Origin of the sequence: Maritimibacter fusiformis (assembly GCF_008086115.1) — a bacterium.
GTDB lineage: Bacteria > Pseudomonadota > Alphaproteobacteria > Rhodobacterales > Rhodobacteraceae > Muriiphilus > Muriiphilus fusiformis.
In genome coordinates, this window is record NZ_VSIY01000004.1 from 182,335 (window position 1) to 199,519 (window position 17,185).

At 65.8% G+C, this 17,185-nt stretch carries 16 protein-coding genes; 9 read left to right on the forward strand and 7 right to left on the reverse strand.

The genetic code is table 11. From position 1 onward, the window contains the following. Nucleotide 1: 1 nt before the first annotated feature. Nucleotides 2-841 carry a prephenate dehydratase gene (locus FVF75_RS04950; RefSeq protein ID WP_148376807.1) on the reverse strand — a complete coding sequence of 280 codons (840 nt, stop codon included), beginning with the start codon at nt 839-841 and terminating at the stop codon, nt 2-4. A gap of 118 nt (nt 842-959) precedes the next feature. Between FVF75_RS04950 and FVF75_RS04955 the strand changes: the two genes are divergently transcribed. From FVF75_RS04955 to FVF75_RS04975, 5 genes are all read left to right on the forward strand, one after another. Beyond that, nucleotides 960-1,493 carry a c-type cytochrome gene (locus FVF75_RS04955; RefSeq protein WP_148376809.1) on the forward strand — a complete coding sequence of 178 codons (534 nt, stop codon included), beginning with the start codon at nt 960-962 and terminating at the stop codon, nt 1,491-1,493. 166 nt (nt 1,494-1,659) lie between these two features. Continuing rightward, nucleotides 1,660-3,564, forward strand: a complete 1,905-nt coding sequence (locus tag FVF75_RS04960) for an extracellular solute-binding protein (protein ID WP_246138001.1) — start codon at nt 1,660-1,662, stop codon at nt 3,562-3,564. 21 nt (nt 3,565-3,585) lie between these two features. Then, nucleotides 3,586-4,740 carry a microcin C ABC transporter permease YejB gene (locus tag FVF75_RS04965; RefSeq protein WP_148376812.1) on the forward strand — a complete coding sequence of 385 codons (1,155 nt, stop codon included), beginning with the start codon at nt 3,586-3,588 and terminating at the stop codon, nt 4,738-4,740. Between the two features lie 95 nt (nt 4,741-4,835). Further along, complete coding sequence (locus FVF75_RS04970) at nt 4,836-5,942, forward strand: ABC transporter permease (protein WP_148377351.1); 1,107 nt, start codon at nt 4,836-4,838, stop codon at nt 5,940-5,942. After that, nucleotides 5,939-7,546: an ABC transporter ATP-binding protein gene (locus FVF75_RS04975; protein ID WP_148376814.1), complete on the forward strand. Its 1,608-nt coding sequence runs from the start codon at nt 5,939-5,941 to the stop codon at nt 7,544-7,546. The genes FVF75_RS04970 and FVF75_RS04975 overlap by 4 nt, the downstream gene beginning before the upstream one ends. Nucleotides 7,547-7,553: 7 nt before the next feature. On the opposite strand, the gene hemF is transcribed toward FVF75_RS04975, so the two are convergent. Beyond that, entirely contained in the window at nt 7,554-8,444 is an 891-nt protein-coding gene (gene hemF / locus FVF75_RS04980; RefSeq protein ID WP_148376816.1) for an oxygen-dependent coproporphyrinogen oxidase, read from the reverse strand. A gap of 113 nt (nt 8,445-8,557) precedes the next feature. On the opposite strand from hemF, the gene FVF75_RS04985 reads away from it, so the two are divergent. Further along, on the forward strand, nt 8,558-8,923 hold the full coding sequence (locus tag FVF75_RS04985) for a hypothetical protein (protein WP_148376818.1): 366 nt from the start codon (nt 8,558-8,560) through the stop codon (nt 8,921-8,923). A 7-nt stretch (nt 8,924-8,930) separates the two neighbouring features. Here the strand turns inward: FVF75_RS04985 and FVF75_RS04990 are convergent, their stop codons facing one another. From FVF75_RS04990 to clpS, 3 genes are read right to left on the reverse strand one after another with little or no spacing between them, the layout of a single operon-like run. Continuing rightward, nucleotides 8,931-9,758, reverse strand: coding sequence for an SDR family NAD(P)-dependent oxidoreductase (locus FVF75_RS04990; RefSeq protein ID WP_148376819.1), 828 nt, complete (start codon nt 9,756-9,758; stop codon nt 8,931-8,933). Nucleotides 9,759-9,799: 41 nt separating this feature from the next. After that, the gene (locus FVF75_RS04995) at nt 9,800-10,771 is read right to left on the reverse strand and encodes a class I SAM-dependent methyltransferase (protein WP_148376821.1); all 972 of its coding nucleotides are present in this window, start codon (nt 10,769-10,771) and stop codon (nt 9,800-9,802) included. Nucleotides 10,772-10,810: 39 nt separating this feature from the next. Next, nucleotides 10,811-11,155: an ATP-dependent Clp protease adapter ClpS gene (gene clpS / locus FVF75_RS05000; protein ID WP_148376829.1), complete on the reverse strand. Its 345-nt coding sequence runs from the start codon at nt 11,153-11,155 to the stop codon at nt 10,811-10,813. Between the two features lie 111 nt (nt 11,156-11,266). On the opposite strand from clpS, the gene FVF75_RS05005 reads away from it, so the two are divergent. Continuing rightward, entirely contained in the window at nt 11,267-11,980 is a 714-nt protein-coding gene (locus FVF75_RS05005) for an HAD family hydrolase (RefSeq protein WP_148376832.1), read from the forward strand. Nucleotides 11,981-12,197: 217 nt separating this feature from the next. Then, on the forward strand, nt 12,198-13,670 hold the full coding sequence (locus FVF75_RS05010; RefSeq protein WP_148377352.1) for a D-alanyl-D-alanine carboxypeptidase family protein: 1,473 nt from the start codon (nt 12,198-12,200) through the stop codon (nt 13,668-13,670). Nucleotides 13,671-13,677: 7 nt separating this feature from the next. Here FVF75_RS05010 and hemE read toward each other — a convergent pair whose 3' ends face one another. Beyond that, nucleotides 13,678-14,706 (reverse strand): uroporphyrinogen decarboxylase, encoded by a 1,029-nt coding sequence (gene hemE, locus FVF75_RS05015; RefSeq protein WP_148376834.1) that lies wholly within the window; start codon nt 14,704-14,706, stop codon nt 13,678-13,680. Nucleotides 14,707-14,806: 100 nt separating this feature from the next. Here hemE and hemC point away from each other — a divergent pair, with 100 nt between their 5' ends. Continuing rightward, entirely contained in the window at nt 14,807-15,763 is a 957-nt protein-coding gene (gene hemC, locus FVF75_RS05020; RefSeq protein ID WP_148376836.1) for a hydroxymethylbilane synthase, read from the forward strand. An 11-nt stretch (nt 15,764-15,774) separates the two neighbouring features. Here hemC and FVF75_RS05025 read toward each other — a convergent pair whose 3' ends face one another. Then, the gene (locus FVF75_RS05025) at nt 15,775-17,181 is read right to left on the reverse strand and encodes an FAD-binding oxidoreductase (protein WP_148376838.1); all 1,407 of its coding nucleotides are present in this window, start codon (nt 17,179-17,181) and stop codon (nt 15,775-15,777) included. Nucleotides 17,182-17,185: the final 4 nt, after the last annotated feature.

Here is a 17,185-nt window from a genome sequence, read left to right on the forward strand (position 1 = left end):
GTCAGCTTGCGTGGCGTCGCGGATCGGCGGGATACACTCCGAGAATGTCCAGGTGATTGGTGAAATAGTCCAACTCTTCCAGCGCACGCCGGACCGGCGCGTCGTCCGGGTGCCCTTCGATGTCGGCATAGAACTGCGTCGCGGTGAATGACCCGTCGACCATGTAGCTTTCCAGCTTGGTCATGTTCACACCGTTGGTCGCGAACCCGCCCATCGCCTTGTAGAGCGCGGCGGGAATGTTGCGGACCTGGAAGACGAAGGTCGTCATCATCCCGTCCATGCCGCGCCGGGTGAGGTCGATCTCGCGCCCCATGATCACGAAACGGGTGGTGTTGTGGCCGTGATCCTCGATGTCGCGGGCCAGAACGTCTAGGCCGTAGATCTCGGCGGCCAGTTCCGAGGCCAGCACGCCTTCACCTGGCGTGCGGTGATGCGCCAGCTCGGCCGCCGCGCCGGCGCTGTCGGCGGCGGCATGACCCTTGATGCCATGCAGGCGCAGGAATTGCGCCGATTGCGGCAGCAACACGAGGTGCGCGCGCACATCGGTGATGTCGGACAGCTTGGCACCGGGCAGACCCAGCAGACAGATGCGCACCCGCACGAAGGCCTCGTCAAGGATGTGCAGCCCGCTTTCGGGCAGCAACCGGTGAATGTCGGCAACCCGTCCGTAGGTCGAATTCTCGACCGGCAGCATCGCCTGGTCGGCGGCCCCGTCGCGCACCGCCGCGATCACCTCTTCGAAGGTGGCGCAAGGCAGCGCCTCCATGTCGGGACGGGCCTCGCGGCAGGCATCGTGGGAATAGGCTCCGGGCTCTCCCTGAAAGGCAATTCGGCCGGTCATGACGGAGGTCTTTCGCTGTTGCGGACAGGATGCGCGTTTCGTCGCGCCTCATATCGCTTGAAAACCGCCAAGGGAAGCGGATAGAAGGCGATGACTCAGGGATAGCACGGATCGCGACATGTTCGACACAATGACCATCACCAAGGTGCTCGCCAGCCTCGCCGGCGCACTTCTGATCTTTCTGTTCGCCAATTGGGCGGCAAGCTCGCTCTACCACGTCGGCGCCGAAGCGCATGGCGACGAGGAGGGGCCGGTCCAGGGTTACGTGATCGCCCAGCCGGAAGAGGAAGAGGAGGAAGCCGAGGAGGAAGAAGTCGCCGAAGTCACCTTCGAGGACGTCTTTGCCGAGGCCGATGTCGCCGCCGGCGAAAAGGCCTTCAACAAGTGCAAGTCCTGCCACTCGATCGAGGAAGGCAAGAATGGCACCGGCCCGTCGCTCTATGGTGTGGTCGGCGCCGATATCGCGCATCTGGATGATTACAACTACTCCGACGCGGTGGCCGGGCTTGAGGGCGAATGGACGCCGGAGCGCCTGAACGACTGGCTCGCCGACCCGCGCGGCTTTGCCCCCGGCACCAAGATGACGCTGGCCACCAAGAAGCTCGAGGACCGTGCCAACGTGATCGCCTATCTCGCGACCATCGGCGGTTGATCCGCCCCGACCTGACATCAGGGGCCGCCCGGGAAACCGGCGCGGCCCTTTTCTTTTTTCTCCGCCCACGCGGCGTTCACGAATTCTCGCCTTGAACAGCAGGACCGGCGCGCCTTAGCTTGTTGCACGGCCCCCGGCCCGGCCCCGACACGATGGAGGAATGCCCATGCGACCCGAGACCGACCGCCCCCGTGCCCAAAGCGCGACCCGTGCCGAGAATCCCGCCGCCCGGTTCCTGCTCTGGCCGCTGTCGGCGCTGGTTCTGGTGCTGTCGGCTCTGTCGGCTCTGGCTCAGGACACCACCACGTCGCATGCGTTCTCGTATTTCGGCACCCCGAAGTATGACGCGGATTTCGCGAACCTCGACTACGTCAATCCCGACGCGCCCAAGGGCGGCGAGATCGCGATCTGGACGATGGGCACCTTCGACAGCTTCAACCCCTACACCCGCAAGGGTGTGGCCGGTGCGCTGGCCTCGATCAACATCGAGCGGATCATGACCGAGACCGCCGACGAGATCGGCGTGTCCTACTGCCTGCTGTGCGAAACGCTGGAATACCCCGAGGATCATTCCTGGGTGATCTTCACCCTGCGCCCCGAAGCGGCCTTTGCCGACGGCTCGCCGGTCACCGCCGAGGATGTCGCCTTTACCCACGACCTTTTCATGGAGCAGGGCCTGCCCAGCTTCCGTGAGGGCGTGGCGCGGATCATCGCCGGCGTCGAGGTGTTGGACGAGTCCCGGGTGAAGTTCACCTTTACCGAAGACAGCCCGAAACGCGACCGCATCAGCCAGGCCGGGGCCAGCCCGGTGATGTCGAAGGCGTGGTATGAGGAAAATGGCGCCCGGCTGGACGAAAGCCGCCTGGAGATGGCGCTGGGCACCGGCGCCTACATGCTCGACCGTTACGACATCAACCAGCGCATCGTCTATCGCCGCAACCCGGACTACTGGGCCGCCGATCTGCCGATCATGCGCGGGCGCAACAATTTCGACACCATCCGCGTCGAGTATTTCGCCGACAGCGATGCCGCCTTCGAAGCCTTCAAGGCCGGCGCCTATACCTTCCGCATCGAGAACAGCTCGAAACAATGGGCCACAGGCTATGATTTCGACGCGCTCGAGGCGGGCCATGTGATCAAGGCCGAACTGCCCGACGGAACGCAGGCATCCGGGCAAGCCTTCGTGTTCAACCTGCGCCGCGACAAGTTCAAGGATGTGCGGGTGCGCGAGGCGATCAGCCGGATGTTCAACTTCGAATGGTCGAACGAAACCCTGTTCTACGGGCTTTACGAGCGGATCACCGGATTTGCCACCAACAGCTACAACGAGGCGACAGGGCTGCCCTCGCCCGAGGAACTGGCCGTGCTGGAGCCGATTGCCGACCTTCTGCCCGAGGGCGTGCTGACTGACGAAGTCTACATGCCGCCGGTGTCTGGCAATCGCCAGCTTGACCGGGGGCAGTTGCGGATCGCCTCGGCCCTTTTGGACGAGGCCGGCTGGGCGGTCGGCGACGACGGCATCCGCCGCAATGCCGCCGGTGAAACCCTTTCCGTCGAGTTCCTCGAATACTCACCGGCCTTCGACCGGGTGGTGCAGCCCTTTGTCGCCAACCTCGAGGCGCTGGGCGTCGCGGCCACCCTGAACCGCGTCGACAACGCGCAATACGTCGAGCGCACCCGCAACATGGACTTCGACATCATCACTGACCACCTGGCATTGGGGTATGAGCCGGGGTCCGGGCTGGAGCAGAAATTCGGCTCGAAAGAGGCGAACAACAGCGTCTTCAATACCCCCGGCCTGGCCGATCCCGCGGTCGATGCCCTGATCGACGTGATCCGCAACGCTGAGACGCGCGAGGAAATGGTGCCCGCGGTGCAGGCGCTGGACCGGGTGATGCGGGCAATGAAGATCGTGACGCCGCAATGGTACAAGGACGTTCATACCGTCGCCTATTTCAACATGTTCGAACACCCCGAGAACCTGCCGCCCTATGATCTCGGCTATCTCGACTTCTGGTGGTTCGACGCCGACAAGCATGCGGCGCTGAAACAGGCCGGCGCGCTGCGCTAAGCGAAGGACACAGCAACCGGCATGGGTGCCTATATCCTCCGGCGACTTCTGCTGATCATACCGACGCTGTTCGGAATCATGGTCATCAACTTCGCCCTGACCCAGTTCGTGCCCGGCGGGCCGATCGAGCAGATCATCGCCCAGATGCAGGGCGAGGGGGACGTGTTCGAGGCGATCTCGGGCGGCGGCCAGGAGGCTGCCGATAGCTCCGGCGGCGGCGATGAGAAATACCTCGGCGCGCGCGGCTTGCCGCAGGATTTCCTCGACGAGTTGGAAATCGAGATGGGCTTTGCCCGCGTCGTCTGCGGCCCCGATCACGTCGGAGAGCCCGACATCCGGGCGCCCGATTGCGTGAAGGAGGAAATCCCGGCGCTGGAACGCTTCGTCAACATGATGTGGCGCTACCTGCAGTTCGATTTCGGCGAAAGCTATTTCCGCTCGATCGGGGTGTTCGAACTGATTGCCGAGAAACTGCCGGTGTCGGTCACGCTGGGGCTGTGGTCGACGGTGATCGCCTATATCGTCTCGATCCCGCTGGGCATCAAGAAGGCGGTGCGCGACGGCTCGCGCTTCGACACCGCGACATCGGCCATCATCATCGTGGCCTATGCCATCCCCGGTTTCCTGTTCGCGATCCTGCTGCTGGTGCTGTTCGCGGGGGGGTCATACTGGCAGATATTCCCCTTGCGCGGCCTGACCTCGGACAATTGGGATGAACTCAGCATGGTTGGCAAGGTGCTGGACTATTTCTGGCACATCACCCTGCCGGTGCTGGCCTCGACCATCGCCAGTTTCGCGACCCTGACGCTTCTGACCAAGAACAGCTTTCTCGACGAGATCAAGAAGCAATACGTCATCACCGCCCGCGCCAAGGGGCTGTCGGAGCGCCGCGTGCTCTATGGCCATGTGTTCCGCAACGCCATGCTGATCGTGATTTCCGGCTTTCCGGCGCTGTTCATCGGCGTGTTCTTCGGCGGCTCGCTGATCATCGAGACGATCTTTTCGCTCGATGGGCTGGGCCGGCTGGGGTTCGAGGCGGCGGTGGCGCGGGATTATCCGATCATCTTCGGCACCCTCTTTGTCTTCGGGCTGGTCGGGCTGATCGTCGGCATCCTGTCGGACCTGATGTATGTCTTCGTCGACCCGCGCATCGACTTTGAAAGGCGTGAGGCATGAGGCGGGCCGGAATGCCGCGGGCCAAGGCACCGGCGGACCACGCCCCGGCGCGCACCGGGGCAGATGCGCCGCGTGGTTCCGAGCGGCGCCGCATCATGAAGCTCTCGCCGCTCAACCAGCGCCGCTGGCGCAATTTCCGCCGCAACCGACGCGCCTTCTGGTCGCTGATCGTCTTTTCCGTGCTGTTCGGCCTGACGCTCGCCGCCGAGTTCATCGCCAACGACAAGCCCATCCTCGTCAGCTACCACGGTGAATTGCGCGCACCGATCTTCCGGTTCTACCCGGAAACCGCCTTCGGCGGCGACTTTCGCACCGAGGCGGTCTATGGCGATATCGAGGTGCAATGCCTGATCGTCTCGGGCGGGCTGACGGAGTGTTTCGACGACCCCGAAGCGATCCTCGAAGACGCCCGGGACGGCATCGTCGCGGGTGTGGAGATCGACAAGGGCTGGCTGCTCTGGCCGCCGATCCCCTACAGCTACGACACCATAAACGACATCGGCGGCGCCGCGCCTTCGGCGCCGGACGGCGATCATTGGCTGGGCACCGACGACACCGCCCGTGACGTGCTGGCGCGGGTGATCTACGGCTTTCGCCTGTCTGTCATCTTCACCCTGATCGTGACGGTCCTGACCTCGTTGATCGGCATCGCGGCGGGGGCGGTGCAGGGCTATTTCGGTGGCTGGGTCGACCTTGTCTTTCAGCGGATGCTGGAAATCTGGGGGTCCACCCCGTCGCTTTACGTCATCATCATCCTGTTCGCGATCCTGGGGCGAAGCTTCTGGCTTCTGGTCTTCGTCACGGTCCTGTTCGGCTGGCCGGCGCTGGTCGGCGTGGTGCGCGCCGAATTCCTGCGCGCGCGCAATTTCGAATACGTGCGCGCCGCCAAGGCGCTGGGGGTCTCGAACCGGGTGATCATGTTCCGCCACATGCTGCCCAACGCGATGGTGGCGACCCTGACCATGCTGCCCTTCATCATCACCGGCACCATCGGCACGCTGGCCGCGCTGGACTTCCTCGGCTACGGGTTGCCTTCCTCGGCCCCAAGCCTTGGTGAACTCACGCGGCAGGCCAAGCAGAACCTGCAAGCGCCGTGGCTGGGCTTCACCGCCTTCGTGACCTTCACCATCCTGCTGTCGCTTCTGGTCTTCATCTTCGAAGGCGTGCGCGATGCCTTCGATCCGCGAAAGACGTTTCAATGAGGGTGCTGGAGGTCAAGGGCCTGGGCGTCACGTTTCGGCAGGACGGGCAGGAGATACCAGCCGTCCGGGACGTGTCGTTTCACATCGACAAGGGCGAGACCGTGGCGCTGGTGGGCGAATCCGGCTCGGGCAAATCCGTCACCGCGCTCTCCACGGTCTCGCTTCTGCCCGACAGCGCCACGATATCCGGCAGCGTCCGCTATGAAGGGCGCGAGATGGTGGGCGCCTCGGCGGCGGACCTGCGCGCGGCGCGGGGCAACGACATCAGCTTCATCTTTCAGGAGCCGATGACCTCGCTCAACCCGCTGCACACCATCGAGAAGCAGTTGACCGAAACGATCATGCTGCACCAGGGCCTGACCGGGGCGGCGGTGCGCGACAAGATCATCGAGCTTCTGACCAAGGTCGGTATCCGCGACCCCGAAACCCGGCTGAACGCCTATCCGCACCAGTTGTCCGGCGGCCAGCGTCAGCGGGTGATGATCGCCATGGCGCTATCGAACGGACCCGACCTTCTGATCGCGGATGAACCGACCACCGCGCTCGACGTGACGATCCAGGCGCAGATCCTCGATCTTCTGGCCAAGCTCAAGGCCGACGAGGGCATGAGCCTTCTGTTCATCACCCACGACCTCGGCATCGTGCGCCGGATCGCGGATCGGGTCTGCGTGATGAAGGATGGCGAGATCGTCGAGACCGGGCCGACCGACGAGATCTTCGCCAACCCCCGGCATCCTTACACGCAAATGCTGCTATCGGCGGCGGCCACGGGCCGGCCGGACCCGGTGCCCGAAGGCGCCGAGGAAATCGCCAGCACCAAGGACCTGCGGGTGTGGTTTCCGATCACCCGTGGCCTGATGCGCCGCACCGTCGGCCACATCAAGGCGGTCAACGCCGCGACCTTCACGGTGCGGGCGGGCGAGACGCTGGGGATCGTCGGTGAAAGCGGGTCGGGCAAGACCACGCTGGCGCTGGCGGTAATGCGGCTGATTTCATCGCAAGGCCCGGTGGTATTTCTGGGCGAGAACATCCAGGGCCGCCCCGCGCGCGCCTTGCGCGGGCTGAGGCGCGACATGCAGATCGTGTTCCAGGACCCCTACGGCTCGCTCTCGCCGCGCATGACGGCCGAGGAGATCATCGCCGAGGGGCTGGGTGTGCACGGGCTGGAACCGGGGCGAAACCGGCGCGAGATGGTGGCCGAGATCATGGCTGAGGTCGGGCTGGAGCCGGGCACCATGCACCGCTATCCGCACGAGTTTTCCGGCGGCCAGCGCCAGCGCATCGCCATCGCCCGCGCCATGATCCTGCGCCCGCGCCTATTGGTGCTGGACGAGCCGACATCGGCGCTGGACATGACGGTGCAGGTCCAGATTGTCCGCCTTCTGCGCGATCTGCAGCGGCGGCACGGGCTGGCCTACCTGTTCATCTCGCACGACCTGCGCGTGGTGCGGGCATTGGCGCACAAGGTGATCGTGATGAAGGCGGGCGATATCGTCGAGGCCGGAACGGCAGACGTGATCTTCGACGCGCCCGAGACCGACTACACCCGCGCGCTTATGGCGGCGGCGTTCGATCTGAAGGTCGAAAAGGGCGCGTCGCAGTAGCCCTGCCTCAGACCCATTTCGCCAGCGGCGGCAGGCTCATCAACACCGCGTCCGGGTCGTGCCCGGTGGCCAGCCCGAACTTGGTGCCCCGGTCATAGACCAGGTTGTATTCGGCATAGAGGCCGCGATGGATCAGTTGCGTGTCCTTGTCGGCCTCGCTCCAGGCCATGTCGCGTCGGCGTTCGGTCACCGGCAGGAAGGCGGGCAGGAAGGCGCGGCCAACGGCCTGGGTGAAGGCGAAATCGGCCTCCCAATCGCCGGAATTCAGATCGTCGTAAAAGATGCCGCCGACGCCGCGCGCACGCTTGCGGTGCGGGATGTAGAAATACTCGTCGGCCCAGGCCTTGAAGCGGTCGTAAGTGTCGGGGCTGCGGGTGTCGCAGGCCGATTTCAGCGCGGCGTGAAAGCTGGCCGTGTCCTCGTCATACTCGATGCAGGGGTTCAGATCGGCGCCGCCGCCGAACCACCACGCGCCCGGCGTCCAGAACATCCGGGTGTTCATGTGCACCGCTGGGCTGTGCGGGTTCTGCATGTGGGCGACCAGCGAAATCCCCGAGGCCCAGAACCGCGGGTCGGCCTCGATCCCCGGCACGCCGCGCGCCGCCATCGCCGATTGCGCCGCCGCGCCGAGGGTGCCGTGCACCGTCGAGATGTTGACGCCGACCTTCTCGAACAGCCGCCCGCCGCGCATCACCGACATCAGCCCGCCGCCCGCGTCCGACCCGTCGTCCGCGGTGCGCCTGGTCTCGGAGAAGGCGAATCGGCCCGCCGGCTCGCTCGCGAAAGGGCCGGTGGTCTGGCTGTCTTCCAGGGCCTCGAACGCCGTCACGATCTCGTCGCGCAGGTCATGGAACCAGATCGCAGCGCGGTTTTTCTGGTCTTTCATCATGTCGGTCATCACATCCTCCGGTCCTGCGCCCGGTTCTGCCGCAAAGACCGGGCGGCGGAAAGGGAAGATTTGCACCGGCGCCGGGTTGCGTTAGGCTGGGGGCAGCAACCGGAGAACCGATGATGCGCACGATCTTGGCCGTTCTGGCCCTGCCGATCCTGCTGGCCGCCTGCGAGCTGACGCCGCGCCAGCAATGCGAAGCGCCCTACCGGGCCGAGTTGCGCACCGTGCGCGCCGAGATCGACGCCACCGAAGCCAACATCCGGCGCGGCTACCGTCTGGTGCCGGCTCGGTTCGATTTCGGGATGCGCTATTGCCTCGATCCGTTCGGCGATGCCGAGCTTTGCACCGCCGACGAGGGCCGCCCGATGTATGACAAGCAGCCGATCAACCGCGCCGCTGAACGCGCCAAGCTGGCCACGCTCTATGCCGAGCGCGAGCGTCTGGGCCGGGCGCTGGCCCGATGCGCGGTGCAGTTCCCCGAATAGCCTGCAGTCAGTGCGCCGGTGCGCCGACCGCATCGACCAGCGTGCGCCCGCCGTCGACAGTCAGGATCTGGCCGGTCATGAACCCCGAGCCGTCCGAGGTCAGGAACCGCGCCGTCTCGGCCACTTCGGTGGCCTTGGCGATCCGGCCCAGCGGCGTGCCCTCGACGATCATGCCGCGCAGCGCGCGGTCCTCGCGCAAGGTGTCCATCAGGCTCGCGCTCATCACGCTGCCAAAGCTGATCGCGTTGACCCTGATGCGGTGCGGCGCCAGGGCCACGGCCAGCGCGCGTGTCATCTGTTCCAGCGCCGCGGCGGCGATGGAAAAGGCCATCAGGCCGGGCTGGGTGCGGGTGGCCGCAATCGACGACAGGTTCACGATCGATCCCAGCGGCGCATCGCTGTCCTCGGGCAGATCCTCGCCCTGCTGAATCATCCGCCGGGCGATCAGCTGCGACAGTTTCAACGCGGTCATCAGGTTCTGGTCCAGCAGGCAGGATACCGTCTTGTCGTCGACATCCAGCGGGTCCGAGGTCATCACCTGCCGCGAGGCGTTGACCAGGATATCCACCCGGTCGAACGCGTCGATGGTGGCCGACAGCAGGTTGGCCAGCGTCAGCTTTTCGCGCAGGTCGCCGGCGAAGATGCGGGTGGTCTTTTCTTCGCTGTCGTCACAGGCCTCGGGGTTCTCTCCGAATTCCTCGATCAGCTTGGCCTCGTTCATGTCGGCGCAGACGACATTGGCGCCCTGGTCGGCGAAATGCCGGGCGATGGCCAGGCCGACACCATTGGCCGCCCCTGTCACGATGGCGGTCTTGCCGGCGATGGAAAAGGACATGGATATTTCTCCTGATTCCCCTCGTGTGAGCCTAGCCGGTCCTAGCGCCTGCGGCGACGGGGACGTGAGGCGCGGATCACCTTGAAGCCGGGCGTGCCGCCGACCTCGTCGATCTCGTGGAAATGCTGCGAAAGCTCGGTCTCGTAGGGCAGGTGGCGGTTGGCCACCATCCAGAACTGGCCCGACGGCGTCAGCATCCCGGCGGCGGCGCGGATGAAGGCGCGGCCAAGCTCGGGCGCGCCGCTGCGGCCGGTGTGAAAGGGCGGGTTGGAGACCACGACATCATAGGGGGTCTCGGGCGTGAACGCGTTGGCGTCGGCCCATTGGAAGGTCGCGCGAGGGTCGCTGACGTTGATCCGCGCGCAGTCGAGCGCGGTGGCGTCGGCCTCGATCAGGTCGAGCCGGGTCACCGCCTCGGACATCAGGACGTGGCGCGCGAGATAGCCCCAGCCGGCGCCAAGATCGGCCACCCGGCCCTCGAGGGGCGGCAAAGCCTCGATCAGGGCGCGCGATCCCTTGTCCGGCCCATCTGCCGAGAACACGCCCGGGCGGGTGATGAACCCGTCGACCTCGGTGTCGGTCGCCGCCCAGTCGGAAAAATCGCCGCCCTCGATCCAGAACAGCTTGCCATGCGCCTTCGACATCACGCCCAGCGGCGTGACACGTGCCTTCACCGCCTTCAGGATCGAATCGATCCCGTCGTGCTTCTGCCCGTCGACCAGGAGCAGCGGGGCCAGTGCCGCCGCCTCGGCGATCAGGGCCTTGGCCGCCGCCTTGGCGCGCGGCAGGACCACCAGCGCAGCCGCGAAGCGGCCCGACGCCGACTGCACCACCTCGTAGCCCGCGCGCTGCCAGGCCTCGGCATCGGGAAAGAACCGCGACACAACCGTCACCCGGTCGCGCGCCAGCGCCGACAGGTCGAACCCGGCGGGCGGGCCGAACACGGCCACTGGCCCCTCGGGCAGCTCAAGCGCGCCATCGTCGAGCGCGAGTGTCAGGCGGGAATGTGTCATGGGGTCAGACAACGCGGGCAGGGTGCGCCGGGCGCGGCCTTATTCCTTTTCCATCGTGCATTGCAGCGGATGCTGATGCTGGCGGGCGGCGTCCATCACCTGGTTCACCTTGGTTTCGGCGATCTCGTAGGCGAAGACACCGACCACGGCCAGCCCTTTCTTGTGCACGGTCAGCATCAGCTCGAACGCCTGCGCGTGGTTCATGCCGAAGAAACGCTCCAGCACCATCACCACGAATTCCATCGGCGTATAGTCGTCGTTGAGCAGCAGAACCTTGTACATCGGCGGTTTGCGCGTGCGAATCTTGGTCTGGACCGCGACATCGCTGTCGCCGTCCAGCGGTTCGTCGTCCTTGCCTGCCAGCCTGATCTGGTCTTGCCGCACGTTCGCACCTATGACTCGGGTCTGTTCCGACGCATTCGGAATGCACTATATAGCGCCAATCCGCGCATTGAAAAAGGGGCGGTGAAGCGGCTGTGAACCGGGAATGGCAACTTGTCCGAAAAACTGACGACAATCGGTTTCGATGCCGACGACACGCTCTGGCAGAACGAACAGTTCTTCCAGATGACGCAGCAGCGATTCGGTGAGCTTCTGGCCGACTACGCCGCGCCCGATCACCTGTCCGAACGTCTGCTTGCCGCCGAGCGTCGCAATCTCGGCCACTACGGTTTCGGCATCAAGGGGTTCGTGCTGTCGATGATCGAAACCGCCATCGAAGTCACCGATGAGCGGGTGCCGGCAAGCGTGATCCGCCAGATCGTCGAGGCCGGGCAGGAGATGCTGCGCCACCCGATCGAGCTTTTGCCGCATGTCGAGACGACCATCGCGGCGCTGGCGCCGGATTTCACCCTGGTCCTGATCACCAAGGGCGACCTTCTGGACCAGGAGCGCAAGCTGGCCCAATCCGGGCTTGGCGAGATGTTCGATGCGGTCGAGATCGTGTCGGACAAGACCCCCACAACCTATGCCACCGCCTTCGCGCGCCACGGCAGCGGGGCGGGTGAGGCGATGATGGTGGGCAATTCCCTGAAGTCCGACGTGATCCCGGCAATTGATGCGGGTGCATGGGGTGTCTACGTGCCGCACGATCTGACCTCGGTGATCGAGCACGCGACGCCACCGGAAACCGCCAGCCGGTTTCGGGCCGTGGACGACTTTTCGGCGCTGCCCGTCCTGATCGAACGATTGACCGAGCCCCGGGGCTGATTTCAGCATCTAGCGGAGCCGGGCGAGACACCCACCATATGTGCCCGTGACAGTTGAGCGCAGGCCGAAAACACATTGATTATTAGGTGTTTTCGCCCCGTCCCCATTTTGCTATGCTGGCCGAACAAGTCGGGCGAAAAGACTCCGACGACGAGAGGCAGTGATAGGTGATGGCGTGAAACCACGTCTTGGGCAGATGGTCCGTTTCGGGCTGTTCATGGCAGTTGTGCTGGTGTTCGCCGCGCGCGCCGTCGCGGCGCCCTACGCGGCGATGGTGATGGATATGCGCACCGGCGAAGTGCTGCATTCCGCCAATGCCGACACCCAGCTTCACCCGGCCTCGCTGACCAAGATGATGACGCTCTACATCGCCTTCGAGGCCATCGAGCATGGCGAAATCACGCTCGATACCATGGTCACGATTTCCGCCAATGCCGCCGCCGAGCCGCCCTCGCGGCTGGGCCTGCGCGCGGGCCAGAAGATCGCCCTGCGCTACCTGATCCGCGCAGCCGCGGTAAAGTCGGCCAACGATGCAGCCACCGCGATCGGTGAAGCGATCTCGGGGTCCGAGGCCGCCTTTGCCCGGCGGATGAACCGGACCGCGCAGGCGATGGGCATGACCCGGACGCATTTCAAGAACGCCAACGGGCTGACCGAAGTCGGACACATGTCGACGGCTCGCGACATGACGATCCTCGGGCGGCACGTGTTTTTCGACTACCCGGCCTATTACAACCTGTTTTCCCGCCGTTCCGCCGACGCCGGCGGGCACACCGTCTATAACACCAACCGCCGCTTTCTGAACGACTATGCCGGCGCCGACGGAATCAAGACCGGCTACACCCGCGCCGCCGGTTTCAACCTTGTCGCCTCGGCCCAGCGTGGCAGCGAGCGGATCATCGCGACGGTGTTCGGCGGCCAGTCGACCGCATCGCGCAACAACAAGGTGGCCGAACTTCTGGATCTGGGATTCCGCAAGGCGCCCACCCGGACAGCTCTGCGCAAACCGGCCAAGCCGCCGTATCGCGGCAATCCCGAAGGCGTGGCCGGTATCGTGGTCGCGTCGGGTGACGAACCGGGCGGGGCGGGCAAGACCATTCGCATGGTCATGGCGCCTGTCCGTTCGATTCGACCGATGCCGCGGCCGGGCCCGGAGGCGCCGCCAGAGGAGCTTTTGCTGGCAATCGAGAGCGGTATCGACGAGGTCGTCGAAGAAATCGTGACCGCAGCCGTCGACGCGGCGGTGCCCGCGGTGACGCCGCCGCCCCGCCCCGAAGTGCCAGCCGAAGCGGTTGCGGCGGTCACGGTGCCAGCCCCGACCCCGGACCCGGCCCCGACACCCGCACCCAGCCCGGAACCGCAGGCCGAGATCATCCTGGCCGAGTTGCAGCCGGAAATCGCCCCGCCACCGGCGCGGCCCGAGATCGTCACGCGACTGTCCACATCGGGCGGGCGGCACTGGGGCATCACCATCGGGCGCTACAGCAGCGAATACGAGGCCGAACGCGTGCTTCTGAAAACCGCGCTGGCCGAGCTTGCCACGCTGGGCGAGGCGCTGCGCAAAGTGGTGCGCGGGCCGCGCGGGTTCGATGCGAACTTCGTCGGCCTGACCCAGGAGGGTGCCGAACTGGCCTGCCGCCGTCTTGCGGCCCGCAGCGCCGGATGTACCGTGATCGGCCCGGCCAGCTGACGCGCGCTCAGGCGCCGCGAACGGTGTCGATCATCAGTTGCACGTTGTCCGGGTTCGCGTCGGGCGTGATGCCGTGGCCGAGGTTGAAGATGTGCGGCCCGCCCCGGAAGGCCTCGACGATCCGACGTGTCTCGTCCACCAAGGCCTGCCCGCCGGTCACCATGTGCGAGGGCGCAAGGTTGCCCTGCACGCAACCGTCAACCTGGACATTGGCCGCCGCCCAATCCGCATCGACCGAATTGTCCAACGCGACGCAATCCGCGCCGGTCGCCTTGCCGAAGCCGATATAGCGCTCTCCCGCTTCGCGCGGGAAGGCGATGATCGGCAGGTCCGGATGGCGCGCCTTCAGCGCAGCGATGATTTTTTTCGCCGGCTCCAACGCATAGCGGTCGAAATCCGCGCCCTTGAGCGATCCGGCCCACGAATCGAACAGCTTGACTACTTCGGCCCCGGCGTCGACCTGCATCGACAGGTAGTCGATGGTCGCCTCGGTGATCCGGTCGATCAGGCGGTCGAACACATCGGGGTTCTCGTCCTTGAGCCTGTGCGCCGGGCCCTGGTCCGGCGTGCCGCGCCCGGCGATCATGTAGGTCGCGACCGTCCACGGCGCCCCGGCAAAGCCGATCAGCGTTGTCTCGGCGGGCAGTTCGCGCGACAGGATGTGCACCGTCTCGTAGACCGGTGACAGGGTGTTGTGGATCGCGTCAGCCGGCTTCAGCGCCTCGAATTCCGCCTTTGTCGTGATGGTCGACAGGCGCGGCCCCTCGCCGGTGACGAACCACAGATCGGCCCCCAGCGCCTGCGGCACCAAGAGGATGTCGGCAAACAGGATCGCCGCGTCGAACCCGAACCGGCGGATCGGCTGCAATGTCACCTCGGCGGCCAGATCGGGATTGTAGCACAGGCTGAGGAAATCGCCCGCCTCACCGCGGGTGGCGCGGTATTCGGGCAGGTAGCGTCCGGCCTGACGCATCATCCAGATCGGCGGGGTGGGCAGGGTTTCGCCCGCGAGCGCGCTGAGAAGTGTCTTGGTCATCCGGGGGTCCTTTCGCTTTGACCGCTGGTTCGGCAATGCGCGTCACGATGTCAAGCGAAGGGGCGTTGTCACGTCACTATGCCGCGATTAAACGGGGGGCATGACACAGGATTTCCCCACCCCCGCCAAGACCCTCAAGATCGGCACGCGCGGCTCTCCGCTGGCGCTAGCCCAGGCGCATGAAACCCGCGCCCGGCTGATGGCCGCGTTCGATCTGCCCGAGGCCGCCTTCGAGGTGGTGGTGATCAAGACCACAGGCGACGACGCGGCGCTGATCGCTGCCGACCGACCCTTGAAGGAGATCGGCAACAAGGGGCTGTTCACCAAGGAAATCGAGGATGCGCTGCTGTCCGGTGCAATCGACATCGCGGTGCATTCGATGAAGGACATGCCGGTCGAGCAACCCGATGGTCTGGTGCTCGATTGCTACCTGCCGCGCGAAGACCCGGCGGATGCCTTCGTGTCGCTGAAATACCGCTCGATCGACGACCTGCCCGAGGGCGCCACGGTCGGCACCTCGTCGTTGCGCCGCAAGGCGCAGCTTCTGAACCGCAGGCCCGACCTCCAGGTCGTCGAGTTTCGCGGCAACGTGCAGACCCGGTTGAGGAAACTTGCCGATGGCGTGGCCGAGGCGACGTTCCTGGCGATGGCGGGCCTCAACCGGCTGGCGATGGCCGAGGTGCCGCGGGTGCCGGTTGCGGCGGAGGACATGCTGTCGGCGGTTGCACAAGGCGCCATCGGGATTGAACGCCGCGCGGACGATGCGACGACCGCGAAACTGCTGGCCGCGATCCATGACGTGCCGACCGGCGAGCGGCTGGCGGCGGAACGCGCCTTCCTCGCGGCGCTGGACGGGTCGTGCGAAACGCCGATTGCCGCGCTGGCCGAACTGGATGGCACCACCCTGCGACTGCGCGGCGAGATCCTGCGCACCGATGGCTCCGAGGCATTGGCCGACGATGTCAGCGGCCCGGTCGCGGACGGCCCCGAGATGGGCCGCGCGATGGCCGCGCGCCTGCTTGCCCGGGCCGGGGACGGATTCTTCGACTGGAAATAGGCCCGCCGCGTTCAGGGCAGCGTCTTGCCCGGGTTCATGATCCCGTTGGGGTCGAGCGCGGCCTTGATCGCCTGCATCGCCCGAAGCGCGGCGGCATTCTTGCGCCGCCGCATCGACGGCAGTTTCGTCAGCCCGATCCCGTGTTCGGCTGAAAACGAGCCGCCCAGTTCGGCCACCACATCCTCAACCCGCTCCATCAGCCGGTCCTGCAATGCGGCCTCGTCCGACGACGGATAGACGATGTAGTGGATGTTGCCATCGCCCAGGTGGGCCACGCAGGTATCGTCGGCGCCGGGGTCGACCGTTGGCAGGATTTGCCGCATCCGCTCCAGGAAGGTCTCGACCTTGTCCAGCGGCACCGCGATGTCGTTGTTGATCTGCGGCGCGCGCGCCAGCGAGACCTCGGCGGTCGCCTCGCGCCGCGCCCACATCTCGGCCCGCTGCGCCTGGTTCTGCGCGATCACGGCATCTAGGACGCGCCCGGCCGCAAGCTCTTCTTCCAGCACCGCCTCGAGGTGGCTGGCGAGTGGCACACGGCCATCCGGCCCCGGCGTCGTGTCGCGCGGCGCGGTGGCGCCGATCTCGATCATCAGGTTGATATCGTGGCGCGCGTCGAAGGGCGGGCGGGCATCGGGGAAATGGGCCAGATGGGCGTCGATGTAGCTGCCCGGCATGAATTCAAAGGCCTCGACCATGCCCCCGGTGGCCTCCTGAAGCCGATTGAGCAGACCCAGCGCATCGCCCAACGCCGGCACCGCCACCATCGCGGTGGCATAGGCGCGGGGCAGGGGAACGAGCTTGAGGACAGCCGCGGTGATCACGCCCAATGTGCCTTCGGCCCCGATCATCAGGTCGCGCAGGTCATAGCCGGAATTGTCCTTGTGCAGTTCCGACATCAGGTCGACCACCTCGCCCGAGGCCAGCACGACCTCAAGCCCGAGACACAGCGCGCGGGCATTGCCATAGCGCAGCACGTTGGAACCGCCGGCATTGGTGGACAGCGCGCCCCCGATCATCGCCGAGCCGCGCGCACCGAAGGTCAGCGGGAAATTCAGCCCCTTTGCCTGCACCGCCTCATGCAGCACCGACAGAACCACGCCCGCCTCGACAATGGCAATCCGCGCGTCTTCGCGGATGTCGCGGATCTGGTTCATCCGCGCCAGCGAAAGCATCGCGGCCCCCTCGGCATAGGTGCCGCCGGATAGGCCGGTGTTGCCGGAGATCGGCACGATGGGCGTGCGGCTGTCATTGGCGGCGGCCAGCAGCGTCGAGACCTCGGCGGTCGAACCGGGCCGCAGCACGCAGAGCGGTGCCGCGACATACTTGCCCATGAAATCGCGGCCATAGCCGGATGCGTCAGGCCCGGTCAGGACATGCGCCTCACCCAGAATGCCGCGCGCCGTGTCTATGAACCCCATGGCC

Excerpts from the sequence above, each read along its gene's own strand:
- FVF75_RS04950 (WP_148376807.1), bottom strand. The coding sequence starts at position 841 with ATGACCGGCCGAATTGCCTTTCAGGGAGAGCCCGGAGCCTATTCCCAC.
- FVF75_RS04955 (WP_148376809.1), top strand. The coding sequence starts at position 960 with ATGTTCGACACAATGACCATCACCAAGGTGCTCGCCAGCCTCGCCGGC.
- FVF75_RS04960 (WP_246138001.1), top strand. The coding sequence starts at position 1,660 with ATGCGACCCGAGACCGACCGCCCCCGTGCCCAAAGCGCGACCCGTGCC.
- FVF75_RS04965 (WP_148376812.1), top strand. The coding sequence starts at position 3,586 with ATGGGTGCCTATATCCTCCGGCGACTTCTGCTGATCATACCGACGCTG.
- FVF75_RS04970 (WP_148377351.1), top strand. The coding sequence starts at position 4,836 with ATGAAGCTCTCGCCGCTCAACCAGCGCCGCTGGCGCAATTTCCGCCGC.
- FVF75_RS04975 (WP_148376814.1), top strand. The coding sequence starts at position 5,939 with ATGAGGGTGCTGGAGGTCAAGGGCCTGGGCGTCACGTTTCGGCAGGAC.
- hemF (WP_148376816.1), bottom strand. The coding sequence starts at position 8,444 with ATGACCGACATGATGAAAGACCAGAAAAACCGCGCTGCGATCTGGTTC.
- FVF75_RS04985 (WP_148376818.1), top strand. The coding sequence starts at position 8,558 with ATGCGCACGATCTTGGCCGTTCTGGCCCTGCCGATCCTGCTGGCCGCC.
- FVF75_RS04990 (WP_148376819.1), bottom strand. The coding sequence starts at position 9,758 with ATGTCCTTTTCCATCGCCGGCAAGACCGCCATCGTGACAGGGGCGGCC.
- FVF75_RS04995 (WP_148376821.1), bottom strand. The coding sequence starts at position 10,771 with ATGACACATTCCCGCCTGACACTCGCGCTCGACGATGGCGCGCTTGAG.
- FVF75_RS05010 (WP_148377352.1), top strand. The coding sequence starts at position 12,198 with ATGGCAGTTGTGCTGGTGTTCGCCGCGCGCGCCGTCGCGGCGCCCTAC.
- hemE (WP_148376834.1), bottom strand. The coding sequence starts at position 14,706 with ATGACCAAGACACTTCTCAGCGCGCTCGCGGGCGAAACCCTGCCCACC.
- hemC (WP_148376836.1), top strand. The coding sequence starts at position 14,807 with ATGACACAGGATTTCCCCACCCCCGCCAAGACCCTCAAGATCGGCACG.
- FVF75_RS05025 (WP_148376838.1), bottom strand. The coding sequence starts at position 17,181 with ATGGGGTTCATAGACACGGCGCGCGGCATTCTGGGTGAGGCGCATGTC.